The sequence below is a fragment of the Pseudomonas sp. NY15435 genome, assembly GCF_048068295.1.
Taxonomy (GTDB): Bacteria; Pseudomonadota; Gammaproteobacteria; order Pseudomonadales; family Pseudomonadaceae; genus Pseudomonas.
Genome location: NZ_JBLUQA010000008.1, coordinates 1 through 20,090, shown reverse-complemented (window position 1 = coordinate 20,090; position 20,090 = coordinate 1). Strand labels below are relative to the sequence as shown.

Annotated in this window: 19 protein-coding genes; 6 read left to right on the top strand and 13 right to left on the bottom strand. The window is 64.5% G+C overall.

Annotation, left to right across the window (positions count from 1 at the left end):
• Positions 1-69: 69 nt before the first annotated feature.
• Positions 70-1,476 (top strand): HDOD domain-containing protein, encoded by a 1,407-nt coding sequence (locus ACNFH5_RS19410; RefSeq protein ID WP_416748705.1) that lies wholly within the window; start codon positions 70-72, stop codon positions 1,474-1,476.
• 150 nt (positions 1,477-1,626) lie between these two features.
• On the opposite strand, the gene ACNFH5_RS19405 is transcribed toward ACNFH5_RS19410, so the two are convergent.
• From ACNFH5_RS19405 to ACNFH5_RS19385, 5 genes are all read right to left on the bottom strand, one after another.
• Positions 1,627-2,028 carry a helicase gene (locus tag ACNFH5_RS19405; protein WP_416748704.1) on the bottom strand — a complete coding sequence of 134 codons (402 nt, stop codon included), beginning with the start codon at positions 2,026-2,028 and terminating at the stop codon, positions 1,627-1,629.
• A gap of 135 nt (positions 2,029-2,163) precedes the next feature.
• The gene (locus tag ACNFH5_RS19400; protein WP_017520695.1) at positions 2,164-2,436 is read right to left on the bottom strand and encodes an HU family DNA-binding protein; all 273 of its coding nucleotides are present in this window, start codon (positions 2,434-2,436) and stop codon (positions 2,164-2,166) included.
• A 196-nt stretch (positions 2,437-2,632) separates the two neighbouring features.
• Positions 2,633-3,787, bottom strand: coding sequence for an NAD(P)/FAD-dependent oxidoreductase (locus ACNFH5_RS19395; RefSeq protein ID WP_416748701.1), 1,155 nt, complete (start codon positions 3,785-3,787; stop codon positions 2,633-2,635).
• A gap of 277 nt (positions 3,788-4,064) precedes the next feature.
• Positions 4,065-4,232: a rubredoxin gene (locus ACNFH5_RS19390; RefSeq protein WP_045217729.1), complete on the bottom strand. Its 168-nt coding sequence runs from the start codon at positions 4,230-4,232 to the stop codon at positions 4,065-4,067.
• A 198-nt stretch (positions 4,233-4,430) separates the two neighbouring features.
• Positions 4,431-4,598 carry a rubredoxin gene (locus ACNFH5_RS19385; RefSeq protein WP_015479573.1) on the bottom strand — a complete coding sequence of 56 codons (168 nt, stop codon included), beginning with the start codon at positions 4,596-4,598 and terminating at the stop codon, positions 4,431-4,433.
• 235 nt (positions 4,599-4,833) lie between these two features.
• Here ACNFH5_RS19385 and ACNFH5_RS19380 point away from each other — a divergent pair, with 235 nt between their 5' ends.
• Both ACNFH5_RS19380 and ubiA read left to right on the top strand, forming a co-directional pair.
• A complete protein-coding gene (locus tag ACNFH5_RS19380; RefSeq protein WP_416749135.1) occupies positions 4,834-5,373 on the top strand; it encodes a chorismate lyase in 540 nt (179 codons plus the stop codon).
• Positions 5,374-5,400: 27 nt separating this feature from the next.
• Positions 5,401-6,291 (top strand): 4-hydroxybenzoate octaprenyltransferase, encoded by an 891-nt coding sequence (gene ubiA / locus ACNFH5_RS19375; protein ID WP_416748699.1) that lies wholly within the window; start codon positions 5,401-5,403, stop codon positions 6,289-6,291.
• 85 nt (positions 6,292-6,376) lie between these two features.
• On the opposite strand, the gene ACNFH5_RS19370 is transcribed toward ubiA, so the two are convergent.
• A complete protein-coding gene (locus ACNFH5_RS19370) occupies positions 6,377-6,742 on the bottom strand; it encodes a hypothetical protein (RefSeq protein WP_416748697.1) in 366 nt (121 codons plus the stop codon).
• Positions 6,743-7,053: 311 nt separating this feature from the next.
• Between ACNFH5_RS19370 and phoB the strand changes: the two genes are divergently transcribed.
• The 3 genes from phoB to ACNFH5_RS19355 all read left to right on the top strand — a co-directional run bounded on the left by phoB (position 7,054) and on the right by ACNFH5_RS19355 (position 10,520).
• A complete protein-coding gene (gene phoB, locus ACNFH5_RS19365) occupies positions 7,054-7,743 on the top strand; it encodes a phosphate regulon transcriptional regulator PhoB (protein ID WP_024762043.1) in 690 nt (229 codons plus the stop codon).
• Positions 7,744-7,782: 39 nt separating this feature from the next.
• Entirely contained in the window at positions 7,783-9,087 is a 1,305-nt protein-coding gene (phoR, locus tag ACNFH5_RS19360; RefSeq protein WP_416748695.1) for a phosphate regulon sensor histidine kinase PhoR, read from the top strand.
• 92 nt (positions 9,088-9,179) lie between these two features.
• Complete coding sequence (locus tag ACNFH5_RS19355) at positions 9,180-10,520, top strand: hemolysin family protein (protein ID WP_416748693.1); 1,341 nt, start codon at positions 9,180-9,182, stop codon at positions 10,518-10,520.
• Positions 10,521-10,668: 148 nt separating this feature from the next.
• Here ACNFH5_RS19355 and ACNFH5_RS19350 read toward each other — a convergent pair whose 3' ends face one another.
• The 7 genes from ACNFH5_RS19350 to ACNFH5_RS19320 form a co-directional block, all read right to left on the bottom strand.
• Positions 10,669-11,568: a peptidoglycan DD-metalloendopeptidase family protein gene (locus ACNFH5_RS19350; RefSeq protein WP_416748691.1), complete on the bottom strand. Its 900-nt coding sequence runs from the start codon at positions 11,566-11,568 to the stop codon at positions 10,669-10,671.
• Between the two features lie 123 nt (positions 11,569-11,691).
• Entirely contained in the window at positions 11,692-12,579 is an 888-nt protein-coding gene (locus ACNFH5_RS19345; RefSeq protein WP_416748689.1) for a response regulator, read from the bottom strand.
• 133 nt (positions 12,580-12,712) lie between these two features.
• Entirely contained in the window at positions 12,713-13,456 is a 744-nt protein-coding gene (phoU, locus tag ACNFH5_RS19340; RefSeq protein ID WP_045217747.1) for a phosphate signaling complex protein PhoU, read from the bottom strand.
• A gap of 85 nt (positions 13,457-13,541) precedes the next feature.
• Entirely contained in the window at positions 13,542-14,378 is an 837-nt protein-coding gene (gene pstB / locus ACNFH5_RS19335; RefSeq protein ID WP_015479583.1) for a phosphate ABC transporter ATP-binding protein PstB, read from the bottom strand.
• Between the two features lie 52 nt (positions 14,379-14,430).
• On the bottom strand, positions 14,431-16,107 hold the full coding sequence (gene pstA, locus ACNFH5_RS19330) for a phosphate ABC transporter permease PstA (protein ID WP_416748686.1): 1,677 nt from the start codon (positions 16,105-16,107) through the stop codon (positions 14,431-14,433).
• Between the two features lie 25 nt (positions 16,108-16,132).
• Positions 16,133-18,166 carry an ABC transporter permease subunit gene (locus ACNFH5_RS19325; protein WP_416749133.1) on the bottom strand — a complete coding sequence of 678 codons (2,034 nt, stop codon included), beginning with the start codon at positions 18,164-18,166 and terminating at the stop codon, positions 16,133-16,135.
• A 395-nt stretch (positions 18,167-18,561) separates the two neighbouring features.
• Entirely contained in the window at positions 18,562-19,533 is a 972-nt protein-coding gene (locus ACNFH5_RS19320; protein ID WP_054910037.1) for a phosphate ABC transporter substrate-binding protein PstS, read from the bottom strand.
• Positions 19,534-20,090: the final 557 nt, after the last annotated feature.

Below are 20,090 nucleotides of genomic sequence, written 5' to 3'. Positions count from 1 at the left end.
GTTGACTGCTCGGTCACGCTGACTGCGTGGTTATACTCCGACCCAGCCGTTGATAACCGGATCACATTCATGAGCGACGCCGCACGCGCCCCATCCGACTCCTCGCAGGCCCCCGAGGTCATCCTGCAGCTGCTCGCCAAGCTGGGCATACCGTCTCGCGAAGTCTGCGATGCCACCACGCTCCCGGCCGCGCGCCGGGTGCAGGCCAGCCTGCTGGAAGATGCCGTTGGCACCCTGCTGGTACTGTTCCCGCAAAGCCAACTGCTGGACCTGAACCGCCTGGCCGAACTCACCGGCCGCAAGCTGGTGGCGGTCAAGCCCGATCGCCTGGAGCGCATGCTCGGCAAGCACCAGCTCGGCCGCCTGCCGGCGCTGCCACCGCTGACCAGCTCGCCCTGTCTGTATGACGAGCGCCTGCTGCAGGAACCGCAGTTGCTGATCGAGTCCGGCGCGCCGGGCGTCCTGCTGGAAATCCCCACGACGTCCTTCCGCAGCCTGCTGGAGAAAGCCAGCGCCGCGCGCTTCGGCGTGCCGCTGGAATCGATCCGACCGAACCTTGATCGCCCGGACGACGACCGCAAGGAAATCACCCAGGCCGTGCAGGCGTTCACCGCCCGCCGCATCCAGCAGCGCCTCGAGGAAACCATCGAGATTCCGCCACTGCCGGAAACCGCGCAGAAGATCATCAAGCTGCGCGTCGACCCCAACGCCACGGTCGATGACATCACCGGCGTGGTGGAGACCGACCCGGCGCTGGCCGCGCAGGTCGTGAGCTGGGCCGCTTCGCCCTACTACGCCGCCCCGGGCAAGATCCGCTCGGTGGAGGACGCCATCGTCCGCGTGCTGGGCTTCGACCTGGTGATCAATCTCGCCCTCGGCCTGGCCCTGGGCAAGACCCTGAGCCTGCCCAAGGACCAGCCGCAGCACGCCACGCCTTACTGGCACCAGGCGATCTACACCGCTGCGGTGATCGAGGGGCTGACCCGCGCCGTGCCGCGCGCCGAGCGCCCGGAAGCTGGCCTGACCTACCTCGGCGGCCTGTTGCACAGCATCGGCTACCTGGTCCTGGCGCATATCTTCCCGCCGCATTTCTCGCTGATCTGCCGGCACCTGGAGGTGAACCCGCACGTCGAGCACAACCTCGTCGAGCAGCACCTGCTGGGCATTACCCGCGAGCAGATCGGCGCCTGGCTGATGCGCACCTGGGACATGCCGGAAGAGATCTACACCGCGCTGCGCTTCCAGCACGACCCCTCCTACGCTGGCGACTGCTCGGCCTATGCCAACCTGGTCTGCCTGGCGACCCGCCTGTTGCGCAACCACGGTATCGGCAGCGGCCCGGAGACCGATATTCCGCAGGACCTGCTGGATCGCCTGGATATCCCGCGCGAGAAGGCCGAAGACGCCGTGCGCAAGGTACTCGACGCCGAAGCGGTGCTGCGCGAGCTGGCCAGCCAGTTCAATCCCGCGCACTGAGCGAAGCCGGGCTTCCTCTTGTAGGAGCGAGCTTGCTCGCGAACCCAATAGCACCGAGCGATTCCGGTTTGCGAGCAAGCTCGCTCCTACGAAAAGCCGTTATCTGCACCCACAAAAAAGCCCTCTCAAGAGGGCTTTTTTGTGGCCGCCTCAGGCGGCTTTCTTGTCGCTGGCCGGCGCGGCTTTCTTCTTCGGCTTGAGGTACTTCACCAGGCCCTGGAACCAGATCACCAGGCCGGGGTTGCCCTGAATCTGAATGTCCTTGTTCTGGATGCCCTGCATGAACGCCAGCTGCGGATTCTTTGCGGTCATAGTGGCGAAACCGTAGGCGCCATCCTTGAAGCCCAAGGCGAAGGCGGGGCTGGGATGGGTGCCGCGACGGGCGCTGACCTTGAGGTCCTTGACGATGTAGTGGCGGGCAACCTTGCCATCGAGGGTGTGGAGCTGGAACACCAGGTCCTTGCCTTCGAGCTGCTTCTGGAACGCCGGGTTTTCGCGGCTGGCCTTGGCCATCAAGCGACCGAGCATCCACAGGAGAAGACGGAATTTCATGCACAAACCTCGACGTTCGAGACAAAAGTCTGCGCATTGTAGCCAGTTTGAAAACGGACTACATCCGGTCTTTTGGAGGGATTATGTAACTGGAGGAGGCAACCCGGAGCCGCTCTGGCTCCGGGTCAGACGCGATCAGTTGACCGCGTCTTTCAGCGCCTTGCCCGGTTTGAAGGCAACGGTATTGCTGGCTTTGATCTTGACCGGTTGACCGGTTTGCGGGTTCTTGCCGGTACGGGCGCCACGGTGGCGCTGAACGAAGGTACCGAAACCGACAAGGGTAACGCTGTCCTTGCGGTTGAGCGCGCCAGTGATTTCATCCAGCAGCGCGTTCAGCACCTTGTTGGCTTGTTCTTTGGTGAGGTCGGCCTTCTCGGCGATCGCGGCGGCGAGTTCTGGTTTACGCATAAATGCCTCTTTGACGGTTTGTTGTTGTTGTGTCCGTGCTGTCTTCCCAACAGCGCCCAAGGCACCGCAGGCTTGCCGTACAGGCTCTAGGCTGCGGCAGACGGGGGGAGAATGGCACGCCGTAAGCTGGTACGCCAGTATCGTCTGACAATTTGCGGGCACTTTCCCACGGCAAAAACGCCATTGGCGACGCCTGTCACGCCAGCAGTGCAGGCAACTCCTTGTTCAGGGAGAGTTTTTCACTCACGGCGGCCCCCGTCAGGGCATATCCGAGCAATCGACCGGCGGTATCCCGGCACAGGACCTTGAGGTCCGGGCCAGAGCCTTCCACTTGCCATTCACCCTCGCTGCCGCGCGGTGGCGGCGACACCACCAGCGGGCACACCGGCGTCTTCACGGTCACTGGCATCGCGCCATAGGCCACTGGTGTCGGTTTGCCGGCCAGGGTTTGCGCCAGCGCACGGGCACAGGACATCAGCGGCATCACGTAGAGCAGGTTGAGGCCGTCAACCTCGGCGCAGTCACCCAGGGCGTAGATGTTGGCGTGGGAGGTACGCAGTTCACGGTTGACCATTACCCCGCGATTGATATCCAGGCCGGCAGCAGCCGCCAGATCGATGCGCGGGCGCAGGCCGACGGCGGAGACAACCAGGTCGCAGGCGATCACCTGGCCATCGGAGAGGTGCGCTTCCAGGGCATCGCCGGCGCGCACCAGGCTGTTCAGCACCGGACCGAGGTGGAAGCGCACGCCGAGACCTTCCAGCCCCTGCTGTATGGCCTGCGCCGCCGCCGGATGCAGAAGGCCCGGCATGACCTGCTCGCAGGGCGCCACCACGTCGATCTGGTAGCCGCCGCTGGACAGGTCATTGGCAAATTCACAGCCGATCAGGCCGGCACCCAGCAGCAGCACACGGCGCTTGCCGGCGGCAGCACTGCGGAAGCGTGCGTAGTCCTCCAGGTCGTTGATCGGGAAGATCAGGTCCTGGGCATCGCCCTCGACCGGTACGCGGATGGTCTCGGCGCCCCAGGCCAGCACCAGATCGCGGTAGTGGATTTCTTCTTCACCGATCCAGATGCGCCGGTGGCCCGGGTCGATGCCGGTAACACGGGTATGGGTGAGGATGCGCGCCTTGAGCTGGTCGGCCATTGCGCCGGCTTCGGCCATGGCCAGGCCGTCGGCGTCCTTGTCCTTGGAGAAGCCGGTGGAGAGCATCGGCTTGGAGTAGGAGCGGCCGTCATCCGCGGTGATCAGCAGCAGCGGCGTCTCGCTGTCCAGCTTGCGCCACTCGCGGGCAAGGTTGTAGCCGGCCAGGCCGGTTCCGATGATCACCAGCGGTGCGTTGTCGCTCATTGCTCTCTCACCTCAAAATCGCCACAGCGTAAAGACGGAACGGCGGCCCGGAAGCCGCCGCATGTTAGTTCTGCCACCAAGAGTCCATTCAGGACAGGGCGAGCTAGAGCAGAACAAGGCGGAAGCGAGCGAGGGCGCGGAGTGTACGTCAGTACATGAGCATGACTCGCTCCGCTCGCCCCTCCGGGGCCGCACTAAAGTGCGTTAGCCACAAGTGGCTTCCGAGTTCGCTTCCAATGCAGTTATGCCGACGCGCAGCCCTGTCATGGATGGATTCTCAGGAGATTTCGATCATCTCGAAGTCCATCTTGCCCACGCCGCAATCCGGGCAGACCCAATCCGCCGGAATGTCTTCCCAGCGCGTGCCGGGGGCGATGCCCTCGTCCGGCAGGCCCAGTGCCTCGTCGTAGATGAAGCCACAGACCACGCATTGCCATTTGCGCATCAGCCAAGCCCTCCTGCGATCGCGAAGTGAACCTAACGTACTTTATCGCGCCGGCCAACGGCGCCCGTGCCGCCGGACAGCGTCAGCAAGGCCAATCCGGCGTCCGCCCAGTCTACCGCGCATGGCAGCGGCCTGCTGGCGTCACAAACGCAGACGGCGGCCCGAAGGCCGCCGTCGCGGGAATCGATCCTGGCGGGATCAGCCGATTTCGATCATCTCGAAATCCAGCTTGCCGACGCCGCAATCCGGGCACAGCCAGTCTTCCGGCACGTCTTCCCAGCGGGTCCCGGCGGCGATGCCCTCTTCCGGCCAGCCTTTGGTTTCGTCATAGATCAGGCCACAAACCACGCACTGCCACTTCTTCATCAGCTATCACCCTCATGTTCTTGTCGCTTGGACGTCGGTGCATCCAATGTCCGGCTTTGTACTGGCGATGGGCTTGCGGCGCAAGCCCCTGGAAAAACACCGGATGGCCGGCCAAACCTTTGGTGGGGTTTTGCGCAAGGCACTGTTGCGGACAACGCAATCGGAGCCGCAAAGCCGCCATGTTAAGCTGCCGCGTCCCTGGCCAACCGCAGTCCGAACCGTGCCCGAAGCCGCCCTGATCCATCCGCCCCGCTGGCTTACCGCCGCCCAGTTGCATCCCGCGCCCGCCGCCCAGGTGGTGGGCTGGTTGTTCGACGAGGGTTCGCTGACACGCCGCCTGACTGCGCTGTCTGACGGGGCCTTTGCCGTGCAGCCGCTGGCCGAGGGCTGGCACCGCCTGCGCACCGACGAATGCGCCGCGTTGGGCGTGCCCGATGGCAGCCAGGGCTGGGTTCGCGAGGTGTACCTGAAAGGCCACGACACGCCCTGGGTGTTCGCCCGCAGCGTGGCAGCACGCTCGGCGCTGGAGGGCTCGGGCTTCGACCTGCGCCTGCTCGGCACGCGCTCCCTGGGCGAGTTGCTGTTCAGCGATCGCGCCTTCCAGCGCGGGCCCATCGAGGTCTGCCGCTACCCGGCCGCCAGCCTGCCGGCCGAAGTGCGCGCCGAGCGCCTCTGGGGCCGCCGCTCCTGCTTCAGCCGCGACGGCCTGGGCGTGCTGGTCGCCGAGGTATTCCTGCCGACACTGTGGCACCGCGTGGAACAACAGCCCGTATAATTCCCGGATCGCTTTCCGGAGGCCGCCATGTTCGTCGCCCTGATCAAACCCCTCGCCCGCCTGCATCCCCGCGCCTGGGACTTCATCCAGCTGACGCGCATGGACAAGCCGATCGGCATCTACCTGCTGCTCTGGCCAACGCTGTGGGCGCTGTGGATGGCCAGCGGCGGTGTGCCGAGCGTGAAGAACCTGGTGATCTTCGTCCTCGGCACCGTGCTGATGCGCATGGCGGGCTGCGTGATCAACGACTTCGCCGACCGCAAGCTCGACGGCCACGTCGAACGCACCAAGGCACGCCCGCTGGCGACCGGCAGGATCACCGTGCGCGAGGCGTGGATCGCCTTCTTCGTGTTGCTGGGGCTGAGCTTCCTGCTGGTGCTGTGCACCAACGAGCAGACTATCTGGCTGTCCTTCGGTGGCGCGGCCGTGGCCGCGCTCTACCCCTTCATGAAGCGCTACACCTACTACCCGCAGGTGGTACTGGGCGCGGCGTTCTCCTGGGGCATCCCGATGGCCTTTACGGCGGCCAGCGGCACCCTGCCCGCGGTAGCCTGGCTATTGTTCTTCGCCAACGTGCTGTGGACGGTCGCGTATGACACCTACTACGCGATGACCGACCGCGAGGACGACCTGAAGATGGGCATGAAGTCCACGGCGATCCTCTTCGGCGACGCCGACCGGGTGATCAACCTGAGCCTGCAGGGCCTGATGCTCCTGCTGCTGATCCTGGCCGGCAACAAGCTGGCCATGCACCTGTATTACTACCTGGGCCTGGCCGTGGCGGCGGGCTGCTTCGCCTGGCAATTTCACTCCACGCGCGACCGCGAGCCGATGAAGTGCTTCAAGGCCTTCCTGCACAACCACTGGGCCGGGCTGGCGATCTTCCTCGGCACCGTGGCGGACTTCGCCCTGCGCTGATGCAGACCCTGTAGCAGCGAGCTTGCTCGCGAATCGACCCCGCAGCGGAGCTGTTCGCGAGCAAGCTCGCTCCTACAAAGAGACGCTAGGGCTTGGCCATGTGCCAGACGCCCATCTTGCCTTCGCCGGCCATGTCGCCGGCTTTTTTGTCCTGCACGAAGGTGTACAGCGGCTTGCCCTTGTAGGCCCACTGGACGGAACCGTCATCGCGCTTGATCAGGGTCCACTCGCCCATCGCCTTGGCGTCGGCCGACGCCATCAGGGGCGGCCAGTTCTGCGCACAGCCGCCGCTGCACATCGACTTGCCGCCGCCGTCCTTGTCGAAGGTGTAGAGCGTCATGCCCTTGGCATCGACCAGCATGCCGTTCTTCTCCATGCCGGGCGCCTCGGCCAGGGCGGGCATCGCCGGCAGCATCAGCCCCAGTGCCAGGGCCGGAATCAGCATCTTCATCGCACATCTCCTCTGGTGAGGTGGATTGGCGCGAGTGCAGGCGCAAAGGCAGGCGGGATTGCAGGCAGGGCCGGCCAGGGCGACGTCGACAACGCACTCACTACCGTCATCGCAGCATTCCGACGCCTGGGCGCCGGCCGCACCGCCGACCGGGCCGGCGCGTTCCGTTTACACCGCGCATGAAACGCGCGGCGACTCGATCAGCATAGACGAGCGCTCTGCGCCAGGGCTCGGCTACCATGCGGGTGTCACATTCATGAAATATTTCCGTTATCTAATGCGGCGCATTACAGAAATTCTGAGGCCTCAGCATGGTTGGCAAGACAATCCTCATCGTCGATGACGAAGCTCCGATCCGGGAAATGATCGCCGTGGCCCTGGAGATGGCCGGCTACGAATGTCTGGAGGCCGATAGCGCCCAGACGGCTCACGCGGTGATCGTCGATCGCAAGCCGGACCTGATCCTGCTCGACTGGATGCTCCCGGGCACCTCCGGCATCGAGCTGGCTCGCCGCCTCAAGCGCGACGAGCTGACCTCGGCCATCCCGATCATCATGCTTACCGCCAAGGGCGAAGAGGACAACAAGATCCAGGGCCTGGAAGTTGGCGCCGATGACTACATCACCAAGCCGTTCTCCCCGCGCGAACTGGTGGCTCGTCTGAAGGCCGTGCTGCGTCGCACCGGCGCCGGCGACAGCGAGACGCCGATCGAAGTCGGCGGCCTGCTGCTGGACCCGATCAGCCACCGCGTGACCATCGATGGCAAACCCGCCGAGATGGGCCCGACCGAGTACCGCCTGCTGCAGTTCTTCATGACCCACCAGGAGCGCGCCTACACCCGCGGCCAACTGCTGGACCAGGTGTGGGGCGGTAACGTCTACGTCGAGGAACGCACTGTGGACGTGCATATCCGCCGCCTGCGCAAGGCGCTGGGCGAGGTCTACGAAAATCTGGTTCAGACCGTGCGCGGCACCGGGTATCGTTTCTCGACCAAAAGCTGACCGGGTCATCGACTCGACGGGCACAAGGAACGGAATTTCGTGACCCAGAACTGGAGTGGCGTGCTGATACGCCACCTGCTGCTAGTCGTCGCCGCCGGCGCATTGCTCGGCCTGATCACCGGCCAGTACGGCTGGGCCATCGCCGTGGCGCTGGCCGCCTACCTCGGCTGGTCGACCTGGCAACTGCTGCGCCTGCACAAGTGGCTGAAGAACCACCAGCCCGACGAAGCCCCGCCCGATGGCTACGGCCTGTGGGGCGAGGTGTTCGACAGCATCTACCACCTGCAGCGGCGCAACCAGCGCGCTCGCGGGCGTCTGCAAGCGGTGATCGACCGCATGCAGGAGTCCACCGCGGCGCTGCGCGACGGCATGATCCTGCTCGACCGCGACGGCAATCTGGAATGGTGGAACCAGTCCGTCGAGCGCCTGCTGGGCCTCAAGAGCCCGCAGGACGGCGGCCAGCCAGTGACCAACCTGGTCCGCCATCCGCGCTTCAAGGAATACTTCGAAGGCGAGGATTATCGCGAGCCGCTGGAGCTCTCCTCGCCGATCAGCGACAACCTGCGCCTGCAGTTCCACATCACCCTCTATGGCGCCGGCGAGCACCTGATGCTGGTGCGCGACGTAACCCGCGTCCATCAGCTGGAACAGATGCGCAAGGACTTCGTCGCCAACGTCTCCCACGAGCTGCGCACGCCGCTGACGGTGATCGCCGGCTACCTGGAGACGCTGCTGGACAACGTCGAGGACGTGAACCCGCGCTGGACCCGCGCGCTGCAGCAGATGCAGCAGCAGGCCGGGCGCATGCAGAACCTGCTCAACGACCTGCTCCTGCTGGCCAAGCTGGAGGCCACTGATTACCCGGCGGACAACAAGCCGGTGGCAGTGGACCTGATGCTGCTGTCGATCCGCAACGACGCTCAGGCACTGTCCGGCGCGCGCAGCCATCGCATCAGTCTGGAGGCGGATTCGAAGGTGAAGCTCAAGGGCAGCGAGGCCGAACTGCGCAGTGCCTTCTCCAACCTGGTGTTCAACGCGGTGAAGTACACCCCCGACGAGGGCGAGATCCGCATTCGCTGGTGGGCGGACGAACAAGGCGCGCACCTGGCCGTGCAGGACAGCGGTATCGGCATCGATCCCAAGCACCTGCCACGCCTGACCGAGCGCTTCTACCGCGTCGACTCCAGCCGCAACGCCAGTACCGGCGGCACCGGCCTGGGCCTGGCCATCGTCAAGCACGTGTTGCTGCGCCACCGCGGCACCCTGGACATCAGCAGCGTGCCGGGCAAGGGCAGCAGTTTCACCTGCCACTTCCCGCCGCAGCAGGTGGAGAGCCGCGCATAACGGTGTCCGACTTCGACTCTGGTATAGACGGGCTTGCCAGCCAGGCCCCACGAACCGCATTCTTGTCCGTCCATTCTTAATCCAACAGAACCATGGACCCTTCCCCTAGTAGCAACTTCCTCACCTATTTCGCCGATTTCGGCCTGATCCTGTTCGCCCTGTTCCTCGTCGTGCTCAACGGCTTCTTCGTGGCCGCCGAGTTCGCCATGGTCAAGCTGCGCTCCACCCGCGTGGAAACCATCGCCAACCAGCACGGCTGGCGCGGCACCATCCTGCGCAAGGTGCACAACCAGCTCGACGCCTACCTTTCCGCCTGCCAGCTGGGCATCACCCTGGCCTCCCTTGGCCTGGGCTGGGTCGGCGAGCCGGCCTTCGCCGAGCTGCTCGAGCCCCTGCTGGCCGCCGTCGGCGTGCACTCCGAGGAAGTCATCCGCGGCGTGTCGTTCTTCACTGCGTTCTTCATCATTTCCTACCTGCACATCGTGGTCGGCGAGCTCGCGCCCAAGTCCTGGGCGATCCGCAAGCCGGAGCTGCTGTCGCTGTGGACGGCGGTACCGCTGTACCTGTTCTACTGGGCGATGTACCCGGCGATCTGGCTGCTCAACGCCAGCGCCAACGCCATCCTGAAGATCGCCGGGCAAGGCGAGCCGGGGCCGCACCACGAGCACCACTACAGCCGCGATGAGCTCAAGCTGATCCTGCACTCCAGCCGCGCCCACGACCCCAGCGACCAGGGCATGCGCGTACTGGCCTCGGCGGTGGAGCTGGGCGAGCTGGAAGTCGCCGACTGGGCCAACTCCCGCGAGGACCTGGTCTACCTTGAGCGCACGGCTCCGCTGGATGACATCCTCGCCACCATTCGCCGCCACAAGTACAGCCGCTACCCGGTGTACGACAGCGAGAAGGGCGAGTTCATCGGCCTGCTGCACATCAAGGACCTGCTGCTGGCGCTCGCCACGCTGGACAGCCTGCCGGAGTCCTTCGACCTCGACGAGCTGACCCACCCGCTGGAGATGGTCACCAAGCACCTGCCGTTGGCCCGCCTGCTGGAGCAGTTCCGCCAGGGCGGCTCGCACTTCGCGCTGGTGGAGGAGGCCGACCACAAGGTCGTCGGCTACCTGACCATGGAAGACGTGTTGGAAGTGCTGGTCGGCGATATCCAGGACGAACACCGCAAGGCCGAGCGCGGCATCGTCGCCTATCAGCCCGGCAAGCTGCTGGTGCGTGGCGACACTCCGCTGTTCAAGCTCGAGCGCCTGCTGGGCCTGGACCTGGACCACGTCGAGGCGGACACCCTCGCCGGCCTGGTCTACGACACCTTGAAACGCGTACCGGAAGAAGAGGAAGTGCTGGATACCGAAGGCCTGCGCATCATCGTGAAGAAGATGAAGGGCCCGAAAATCGTCCTCGCCAAGGTGGTGAAGCTGGACTGATCCGGCGCTCGGCAACAAAAAAGGCAGCCCCAGGGCTGCCTTTTTCTTGGGCTTTTCGTAGGAGCGAGCTTGCTCGCGAACAAACACAACGCTGGCGCGACTGGCGAGCGCTGTTCGCGAGCAAGCTCGCTCCTACAGGAACCGGCTATCAGTTGCCTTTGACCACCGCGAAATTCGGCAGCGTATCCACCGGCTGGGCAAAGTCGTAGGGGATCGAGACCAGATCCAGGCCGACGTTGCGCTGCACCACGAAGTGCAGGTGCGGGCCGCTGCTGTTGCCGGTGTTGCCCGACTGCGCCAGCGGAGTGCCAGTGCTGACGCGCTGCCCCTCACGCACCAGCACCGAACCACGCATCAGGTGCAGGTAGACGCCCATGGTGCCGTCGTCATGCAGCACCCGCACGAAGTTGCCCGACGGGTTCTTGCCGCGCCCGCTCTGGCCATTCTCGATCTTCACCACCGTGCCGCCACGGGCCGCGATGATGGGCGTGCCCACCGGCATGGCGATATCCATGGCGTAGCGGCCCTTGGGCGTGAAGTGGCTGTAGCGCCCGTTGGCGCCCTGGGTCAGGCGGAACGGGCCGCCCACCCACGGCAGCGCGTACTGATATGACAGCGGCGCCGGTCGCGGATCGCCCAGCGCGTAGCGCAGCTTGGGCTTGTAACGCAGCGGCTTGCTCGGGTCCGCCGGCGCCAAGGTGGCCAGGCGAATCGCGCTGCGCGGCGGCAGCACCCAGCGGATCGGCCGCGCCGGCGCGCCCACGGCGTTCTGCACCCCGGTGAGGCTCAGCTCGACTTCCACCGGCGCGTACAGGTCGTTGCGCACTTGCAGCGTCTCGCCGCCGGCGTGCTTCTTGGTCTCCAGCTTCACCTGCTCTTCCAGGTGCTCGACCATGCGATCACGGAAGACGAACACAGCCGCACCCGCCACGGCCTTGTCCGTGTAGGTGACCACGCCGTTGGCGTCGGTGTACTTGTAGATGGTCACAGCCGAAGCCGTGCCGGTGGCGGCCAGTAGACCGCACAGGAGGATACTGCGCCCTAGCATGTCGACTCTGGTTATAGGTATGGCGACGCTGGCAAGACTAGCAGCGCGGGCCCTGCGCCGCGACCCGCCACCGGTCGGCCTGTGAAGCAGTACCTGCTCGCCGACCGCGGATTTGTAACCGGATCAGGCGCCGGGCACGTAGTGCTTCTGCGAGCTGCCGCGGGCGATCAGGCGGGATAGGTAGTCGAGCTTCTGCGGGTCGCGGTCGACGAAGCGGAAAGTCAGCTGCAGCCATTCGCTGTCCGGCTTGGGCTCCAGTGCAGCCACGGCGTGCAGGTAGCCGTTGAGGCGGGCGACGTCGCTGTCTTCCTCCAGATCGAGCACGGCGCTCTCCAGTACCTGCGGCAGTGGCGTACCACGCTTCACCACCAGTAGCGCTTCCTTGAGGCTGAGTGCCTTGATCACGCAGGGCAGGCTAGCCGAAGGCAGGCGCAGCTGGCCTTGCTGGCCCTTGCCAGCACTGCGGGCGGCAGGGGCAGGAGCTGTCGGAGCAGACGGACGCGGTGCAGCGGGTGCAGCCGCGGGGCGTACCACTTCGGCCTTGCCGCCAGTGAGGGCAGCCAGGGAGTCATTGGGCATGGAGCCGACCAGGCTGCGCTGCGGCGCCTGGGCGGCGAGGGCTTCCAGCTTGCCGGCGCGCGACAGCGCCTTCTTCACCTTGCTCACCAGCTGGTCGTTGGAGAACGGCTTGCCGATAAAGTCGGAGACGCCGGCCTGGATGGCCTGCACCACATTGTCCTTGTCGCCACGGCTGGTGACCATGATGAAGGGCGTGGTCTTCAGGTTGTCCTGTTCGCGGCACCAGGTGAGCAGTTCGATACCCGACAGCTCGGGCATTTCCCAGTCGCACAGGATCAGGTCCACCGCCTGGCGCGCGAGGAACTGCTGCGCCTTGCGGCCGTTGACCGCTTCTTCGATCTGCAGACCGGGGAAATGGTCCCGCAGCCCCTTCTTCACCAGATCACGGATGAACGGAGCGTCATCCACCACCAGCACACTGACCTTGCCCATCGGCATCTCCCGAAAACGATAGGGCGAAGGATAGCCTTGCCGAGTGGCTACATGCCATTGGCTCAGGACCGCTCGGCCATAAAATGACGAACCCGGCGCGAGGGCCGGGTTCGTTCTGGTACGGGCGTCAGGCTTATTCGGCCTTGTCGGCCTTGCCAGCGGTGCCCTGCACTTCTTCCTTCATGCGGGTCAGGCCGATGTGGCGGACATCGGTGCCACGCACCAGGTAGATCACCAGTTCGGCAATGTTGCGCGCGTGGTCGCCGATGCGCTCCAGCGAACGCAGGGCCCAGATGACGTTGAGCACGCGGGAGATGGCGCGCGGGTCTTCCATCATGTAGGTGACCAGCTCGCGCAGAGCAGTCTTGTACTCACGGTCGACGGTCTTGTCGTACTGCGCCACCGACAACGCGAGGTCCGCATCGAAGCGAGCGAAGGCGTCCAGCGCCTCCTGCACCATCTTGCGCACCTGGTTGCCGATGTGGCGCACCTCGACGTAGCCGCGCGGCGATTCGCCTTCTTCGCACAGCTGGATGGCCCGGCGGGCGATTTTCGAGGCTTCGTCACCGATGCGCTCCAGGTCGATCACCGACTTGGAGATGCTGATGATCAGGCGCAGGTCGGAGGCGGCCGGCTGGCGGCGGGCGAGGATGCGCAGGCATTCCTCGTCGATGTTGCGCTCCATCTGGTTGATCTGGTCATCGATCTCGCGCACCTGCTGGGCCAGGCCCGAGTCAGCGTCGATCAGCGCGTTGACCGCGTCGTTGACCTGCTTCTCCACCAGGCCGCCCATGGCCAGCAGATGGCTGCGCACATCTTCCAGCTCGGCGTTGAACTGCTGCGAGATGTGGTGGGTGAGGCTTTCTTTGTTGATCATGTTCGCTCCGCGAAAGCCGCAGGCTCCAGGCCGCTGGCTTGTGATGTTCTCCGGGAAGTTCTACCGCGCACGCAAGTCCGCGAAACTAGCCGTAGCGACCGGTGATGTAGTCTTCCGTCTGCTTCTTGGCCGGGTTGGTGAACAGGGTATCGGTATCACCGAACTCGATCAGCTTGCCCATGTACATGAACGCCGTGTAGTCGGAGACGCGCGCGGCCTGCTGCATGTTGTGGGTCACGATGACGATGGTGAACTTGGATTTCAGCTCGTAGATCAGCTCTTCGATCTTCAGGGTGGAGATCGGGTCCAGTGCCGAGCACGGCTCGTCGAGCAGCAGGACTTCCGGCTCCACGGCGATGGTGCGGGCGATGACCAGGCGCTGCTGCTGGCCGCCAGAGAGGCCGAGTGCGGATTCGTGCAGGCGATCTTTCACCTCGTCCCACAGCGCGGCGCCCTTGAGGGCCCACTCGACCGCTTCGTCGAGCACGCGCTTCTTGTTGATGCCCTGGATGCGCAGGCCGTACACCACGTTCTCGTAGATGCTCTTGGGGAACGGGTTGGGCTTCTGGAACACCATGCCGACGCGGCGGCGCAGTTCAGCGACATCGACGTTCTTGGCGAAGATGTTGTGGCCGTCCAGGAGGATCTCGCCCTTCACGTTGCAACCGTCGACCAGGTCGTTCATGCGGTTGAAGCAACGCAGCAGGGTGGACTTGCCGCAGCCGGAAGGGCCGATGAAGGCCGTCACGCGCTGCTTGGGAATGTTCATGCTGACGTCGAACAGTGCCTGTTTCTCGCCATAGAACAGGCTCAGGCCGGGCACTTCGAGGGCGACGGTCTCGCTTTCCAGGTTCATGCCCTGGCGGTCGCCGCGGCCGAGCGCGCCGATGTCGATGCCGTGGGTTGCGGTTTCATGTTGCATGTTCAGTCTCCTTGGGAGGCTTGGCGGCGGGCCCGGCCCGCCGCCTGCAGAATCAGTTTTCCAGCGCCTTGTACTTTTCGCGCAGGCGGTTACGAATGGCGATGGCCGAGAAGTTCAGCAGGGCGATCACCATCACCAGCAGCAGCGCGGTGGCGTACACCAGCGGGCGCGCGGCCTCGACGTTCGGGCTCTGGAAGCCGACGTCATAGATGTGGAAGCCCAGGTGCATGATCTTCTGGTCCAGGTGCACGTACGGGTAGTTACCGTCCACCGGCAGCGCCGGAGCCAGCTTCACCACGCCCACCAGCATCAGCGGCGCCACTTCACCGGCGGCGCGGGCCACGGCGAGGATCAGGCCGGTCATCATCGCCGGGCTGGCCATCGGCAGGACCACTTTCCACAGGGTCTCGGCCTTGGTCGCACCCAGGGCGAGGGAGCCTTCACGGGTGGCCCGCGGAATGCGCGCCAAGCCTTCCTCGGTGGCCACGATCACCACCGGCACCGCGAGGATGGCCAGGGTCAGCGAGGCCCAGAACAGCCCCGGCGTGCCGAAGGTCGGCGCCGGCAGGGCTTCGGGGAAGAACATCCGGTCGAGCGAGCCGCCCAGCACGTAGACGAAGAAGCCCAGGCCAAAGACGCCGTAGACGATCGCCGGAACACCCGCGAGGTTGTTCACCGCGATGCGGATGATGCGGGTCAGCAGGCCCTGGCGAGCGTACTCGCGCAGGTAGACCGCGGCGATCACACCGAACGGGGTGACGATCACAGCCATCACCAGGGTCATCATCACGGTGCCGAAGATGGCCGGGAAAATGCCGCCTTCGGTGTTGGCTTCTCGCGGGTCGTCACTGAGGAATTCCCACAGCTTCTTGAAGTAGAAACTCAGCTTGGTCGCCACGCCCATCTGGTTCGGCTGGTAGGCATGCACCAGTTTGCCGACGCTGATTTCAGTCTGCTGGCCGGAAGCATCGCGCATGACGATGCTGTCGCGGTTGAACTCCTGATGCAGGCCGTTGAGCTGCTCTTCCAGCACCTTGTACTGGGCGTTCAGCTCGGCGCGGCCGGCAGCGATATCAGCCTCGGCAGTGGCATCCAGCTTGTTGTTCAGCTGCAGGCCACGCTCCTTCAGGCGCAGGCGCTCCAGACCGTGGTTGATGCCGCCGATGTCCTTCTTCTCCAGCTGGTACAGCTTGGTGTAGAGCTCATCGACGCGCTTCAGACGGGTCTGCAGTTCGGCCATGGCGCCGGCACCTTCGGCGACCACCTTGCCGTTTTCCTTCACGCTCAGCAGGTAGCCATAGAAGTTGCCCCACTCGCGGCGCTCCAGGGTCACCAGCTCAGAGGGGTGGTGACGGTCAGTCAGCCACTCGCCAATCACCCAGGAGAAGTCGCTGCCGTAGAGGTCGCGGTTGCCCAGCTTGAGCAGCTCGCGGGTCATGAACTCCGGGCCACTGTCCGGCACCGGCAGGCCGGCACCGCGCAGGCGCGCACGCGGCACCTGCTCGATCTGCACTTCTTCGCCGATCAGGGTCTTGGGCGCTTCACCGGGGACGGTGTAGGTCGCCTCGATCACGTCCGCCGGCCAGAAGTGGCCGAGACCGCGCACGGCGATCACGGCGAGCAGGCCGATGGTCATGATCACGGCGATGGACACCGCACCCGCGTTCATCCACACCCAGGGAGAACCGCTGGCGAACCACGCTTTGACGGATTCCTGTTTCTGTTTCACGGAACGTAGCCTCGTCGGGCGTCGCTTAGAGCGACGCGTATTTCTTGCGCAGGCGCTGACGGATCAGCTCTGCCAGGGTGTTCATCACGAAGGTGAAGGACAGCAGTACCAGTGCCGAGAGGAACAGCACGCGGTAGTGAGTCCCGCCCACCTCCGACTCGGGCATTTCCACCGCAACGTTCGCTGCGAGGGTGCGCATGCCCTGGAAGATGTTCACATCCATGACCGGGGTGTTGCCGGTGGCCATCAGTACAATCATGGTCTCGCCCACGGCGCGGCCCATACCGATCATCAGCGCGGAGAAGATGCCCGGGCTGGCAGTCAGGATCACCACGCGGGTCAGCGTCTGCCAGGGCGTGGCGCCCAGGGCCAGGGAGCCATAGGTCAGGCTGCGCGGCACGCTGAAGATGGCATCTTCGGCGATGGAGAAGATGTTCGGGATCACCGCGAAGCCCATGGCCAGACCGACTACCAGGGCGTTGCGCTGGTCGTAGGTAATGCCCAGGTCGTGGCTGATCCACAGGCGCATGTCGCCGCCAAAGAACATGGTCTCCAGGTGCGGGCTCATCCACAGCGCGAAGGCTCCAGTGGCAAGGACCACGGGGATCAGGATCGCCGCTTCCCAGCCGGCCGGCAGGCTCAGGCGGATACGCTCGGGCAGGCGGCTCCAGATCAGGCCGGCCGCGAGAATGCCCAGCGGAGTGAGCAGCAGCAGGCTGAAGATGCCCGGCAGGTGGCCTTCTACGTACGGCGCGAGGAACAGGCCGGCGAAGAAGCCGAGGATCACCGTCGGCAGCGCTTCCATCAGCTCGATCACCGGCTTCACCTTGCGGCGCATGCCCGGAGCCATGAAGTAGGCGGTGTAGACGGCGGCGGCGATGGCCAGCGGAGCGGCAAGGATCATCGCGTAGAAGGCGGCCTTCAGGGTACCGAAGGTCAGCGGCGACAGGCTCAGCTTGGGCTCGAAGTCGGTGGTCGCGGCGGTGGACTGCCAGACGTAGGACGGCTTGTCGTAGCTCTCGTACCAGACCTTGCCCCACAGCGCGCTGAAGGACACTTCCGGGTGCGGGTTGCTCAGCGCGAAGCGGCGCAACTCACCGCCCTGCTCGAGGATCAGGCGATTGGCGCGCGGCGACAGGGCCATCGGGCCGGCGGACGGAGCGACGTTCTCCACCAGCAGCGTGCGGTGCGCAGTGCTGTGGAAGATGCCCAGGTTGCCTTGCTTGTCGAGGGCCAGGAAGCCCTTGCGGCGCTGCTCCGGTGCAATGCTGGAGATCGGCTGGTCACCCAGCTTGAAGTCACGCACGTGGGACAGACGCGGCTCGCCATCTTCGCCACGGGCCATGAACCACTGGCTGATGCCGCCCTTGGAATCACCAACCATCAGCGAGATGCCACCCAGCAATTGGCTGCTGGCGGTCACTTCGGCGGAAGCATCATCCAGCAGCTTGTAGCGGCCATTGAGCTGGTGGCTGTTCAGGTCGAACACGTCGGCCTGGGCACGGCCATTGAGCACATAGAGCCACTGCTTGCGCGGATCCATGTAGATGGCCTTCACCGGGTCGGCGATCTGCGGCAGGTTGATACGCTCTTCCTGCAGGGTGCTCTCGCCGGTCAGCATGTTTTCCTGCTGGGTCAGGCCGAGCAGGAGCATTTCGCTGCCAGTGGAGGCTGCGAGCAACAGGCTGTCGTCACCCGAGACAATAGCGACGTGCTCCAGCGGACGGCCCTGGGGGTCCAGGTTCATCGGAGCTTCGCCGTAGGGATACTCGATGTACGGAGCGATGGTCTTCTTGTTGTCCGGGTAGGTGACCTTGTAGTTGTGCTTGAACACCAGCACCTGACCATTGGACAGGCCCAGGGCCACGGTTGGATGGCCCGGCTGGTCCTCGGCGATGGACGTGACGCTGGTGCCGGCGGGCAGCTTCAGCGCAACGCGATCCATCTCGTCGCCTTTCTTGGCGTCGAAGAAGATGACCTCGCCGTTGGCGGCGACGCGCATGCCCACCATGTTCTGCTCTTCGATGCTCAGCAGCAGCGGTGCCTGGGCTGTCTTCAGCCAAGCCGGAGCCAGGGGGTCACGCGTTTCCAGTTCGGCGCCGCGGAACAGCGGCAGCACGACGTAGGCGAGGTAGAAGAAAATCAGGGTAATGGCAGCCAGTACGGCGAGACCGCCGACCAGGACGTACCAACGGGTCAGTCGATCCTTGAGCGCCCGGATACGGCGCTTGCGCTGCAGGGCAGGCGTATTGAAATCGATCCGCTCGGGGAGAGAAGAAGTCATCGGGGAGTTGGCCATGTCGTTCATGGAGTGACACCCTAGCGGCTCTGTATGACAGAAAGATGACATGGAGGTGACGCGACAAAGCCCACCAGCAGAGCCATGCTGGCGGGCTCGGTCGAGTAAGCGTCAGCCCATGCCGGGCGGGTATCTCCGCCCGGTTTGAAGGCTGATTACAGACCCAGGTCCTTGATCGCTTTCTCGGCGACTTTGGACGGCAGCGGGATGTAGCCGTCTTTCACGACAACCTGCTGGCCAGTCTTGGAGAGCACCATCTTCAGGAACTGTGCTTCCAGCGGGTTCAGCGGCTTGTTCGGCGCCTTGTTGACGTAGACGTACAGGAAGCGGGACAGCGGGTAGCTACCGTTCAGGGCGTTAGCTTCGTTGTCTTCGATGAACTCGCCGCCTTCTTTCTTGGCCAGGGCAACGGTCTTCACGCTAGCGGTCTTGTAACCGATACCGGAGTAGCCAACGCCGTTCAGGGACTGGCTGACCGACTGCACCACGGAAGCCGAACCCGGCTGCTCGTTCACGTTCGGTTTGTAGTCGCCTTTGCACAGGGCTTCTTCCTTGAAGTAGCCGTAGGTGCCGGATACGGAGTTACGACCGAACAGCTGGACGGGCTTGTTGGCCCAGTCGCCGGTCAGGCCCAGGTCACCCCAGGTCTTCACTTCCGACTTGCCGCCGCACAGACGGGTGGAAGAGAAGATGGCGTCGACCTGTTGCATGGTCAGGCCTTTGATGGGGTTGTCCTTGTGCACGAAGATCGCCAGGGCGTCCACGGCAACCGGAACAGCAGTCGGCTTGTAGCCGTACTTCTGCTCGAAAGCCTGCAGCTCGACGTCCTTCATCTTGCGGCTCATCGGGCCCAGGTTGGCGGTGCCTTCGGTCAGAGCCGGCGGCGCGGTGGAGGAACCGGCGGCCTGGATCTGCACGTTCACGTTCGGGTACAGGCGCTTGTACTCTTCCGCCCACATGGTCATCAGGTTGGCCAGAGTGTCGGAACCGACGCTCGACAGGTTACCCGACACACCGCTGGCTTTCTGGTAGTCCGGCAGAGCCGGATCGATCGCGGCCACCGCACTGGCGGTGCCTACGCCTGCGGCGACAAAAGTCAGGGCCGCCATCAAACGCTTGAGTTTCATGCCTTGCTCCTTAAGGAGAATGGGGTTGGATGGAACGGGGGCCAGTATCGTCAGGCCGCATGAAGACTCTATGACGCGAATGTGACAGTTGGATGAAATGCCATCAGGGAATTGCGCAAAGGATATCGCGAGGAAAAACAGCGGCAGGGACATGGCGAAAGGCGCATTCCAGAGCCATACAAAGGCTCTGCACACCTTGTAGGAGCGACCTTGCTCGCGAACCAGGTCCGGCCCCCTGCATTGTCATAATCGACGGAAGGCCGCGAAAGGGGGATGGCCACGATCAGGGCTAATTCGTTGCGTATATTCGCCCCTAAAGTTGGGCAATTCGCGAGCAAGCTCGCTCCTACAGGCTGATCTTTGCTCCGTAGGCGGCTTTGGCCCGCAATGGCTGCCACGTCGCCACGCACGGCGGCCTTGCGGTCAAAATCGGTCCCGAATTTCCGGCGCGCAAAAGCAAAACCCCCGGCCAGCGATGCTGACCAGGGGTCTTGGGATAGGAGCTTGACGATGACCTACTCTCACATGGAGAAACTCCACACTACCATCGGCGATGC

Bases quoted from the DNA above. Each gene is read 5' to 3' on its own strand.
- ACNFH5_RS19395 (WP_416748701.1), bottom strand. From the start codon at position 3,787: ATGAGCGACAACGCACCGCTGGTGATCATCGGAACCGGCCTGGCCGGC.
- pstB (WP_015479583.1), bottom strand. From the start codon at position 14,378: ATGCAACATGAAACCGCAACCCACGGCATCGACATCGGCGCGCTCGGC.
- ACNFH5_RS19400 (WP_017520695.1), bottom strand. From the start codon at position 2,436: ATGCGTAAACCAGAACTCGCCGCCGCGATCGCCGAGAAGGCCGACCTC.
- ACNFH5_RS19385 (WP_015479573.1), bottom strand. From the start codon at position 4,598: ATGAAGAAGTGGCAGTGCGTGGTTTGTGGCCTGATCTATGACGAAACC.
- ACNFH5_RS19370 (WP_416748697.1), bottom strand. From the start codon at position 6,742: ATGAAGATGCTGATTCCGGCCCTGGCACTGGGGCTGATGCTGCCGGCG.
- ACNFH5_RS19355 (WP_416748693.1), top strand. From the start codon at position 9,180: ATGGACCCTTCCCCTAGTAGCAACTTCCTCACCTATTTCGCCGATTTC.
- ACNFH5_RS19410 (WP_416748705.1), top strand. From the start codon at position 70: ATGAGCGACGCCGCACGCGCCCCATCCGACTCCTCGCAGGCCCCCGAG.
- phoU (WP_045217747.1), bottom strand. From the start codon at position 13,456: ATGATCAACAAAGAAAGCCTCACCCACCACATCTCGCAGCAGTTCAAC.
- ACNFH5_RS19345 (WP_416748689.1), bottom strand. From the start codon at position 12,579: ATGGGCAAGGTCAGTGTGCTGGTGGTGGATGACGCTCCGTTCATCCGT.
- ACNFH5_RS19390 (WP_045217729.1), bottom strand. From the start codon at position 4,232: ATGCGCAAATGGCAATGCGTGGTCTGTGGCTTCATCTACGACGAGGCA.
- ACNFH5_RS19320 (WP_054910037.1), bottom strand. From the start codon at position 19,533: ATGAAACTCAAGCGTTTGATGGCGGCCCTGACTTTTGTCGCCGCAGGC.
- ubiA (WP_416748699.1), top strand. From the start codon at position 5,401: ATGTTCGTCGCCCTGATCAAACCCCTCGCCCGCCTGCATCCCCGCGCC.
- phoB (WP_024762043.1), top strand. From the start codon at position 7,054: ATGGTTGGCAAGACAATCCTCATCGTCGATGACGAAGCTCCGATCCGG.
- ACNFH5_RS19350 (WP_416748691.1), bottom strand. From the start codon at position 11,568: ATGCTAGGGCGCAGTATCCTCCTGTGCGGTCTACTGGCCGCCACCGGC.
- ACNFH5_RS19405 (WP_416748704.1), bottom strand. From the start codon at position 2,028: ATGAAATTCCGTCTTCTCCTGTGGATGCTCGGTCGCTTGATGGCCAAG.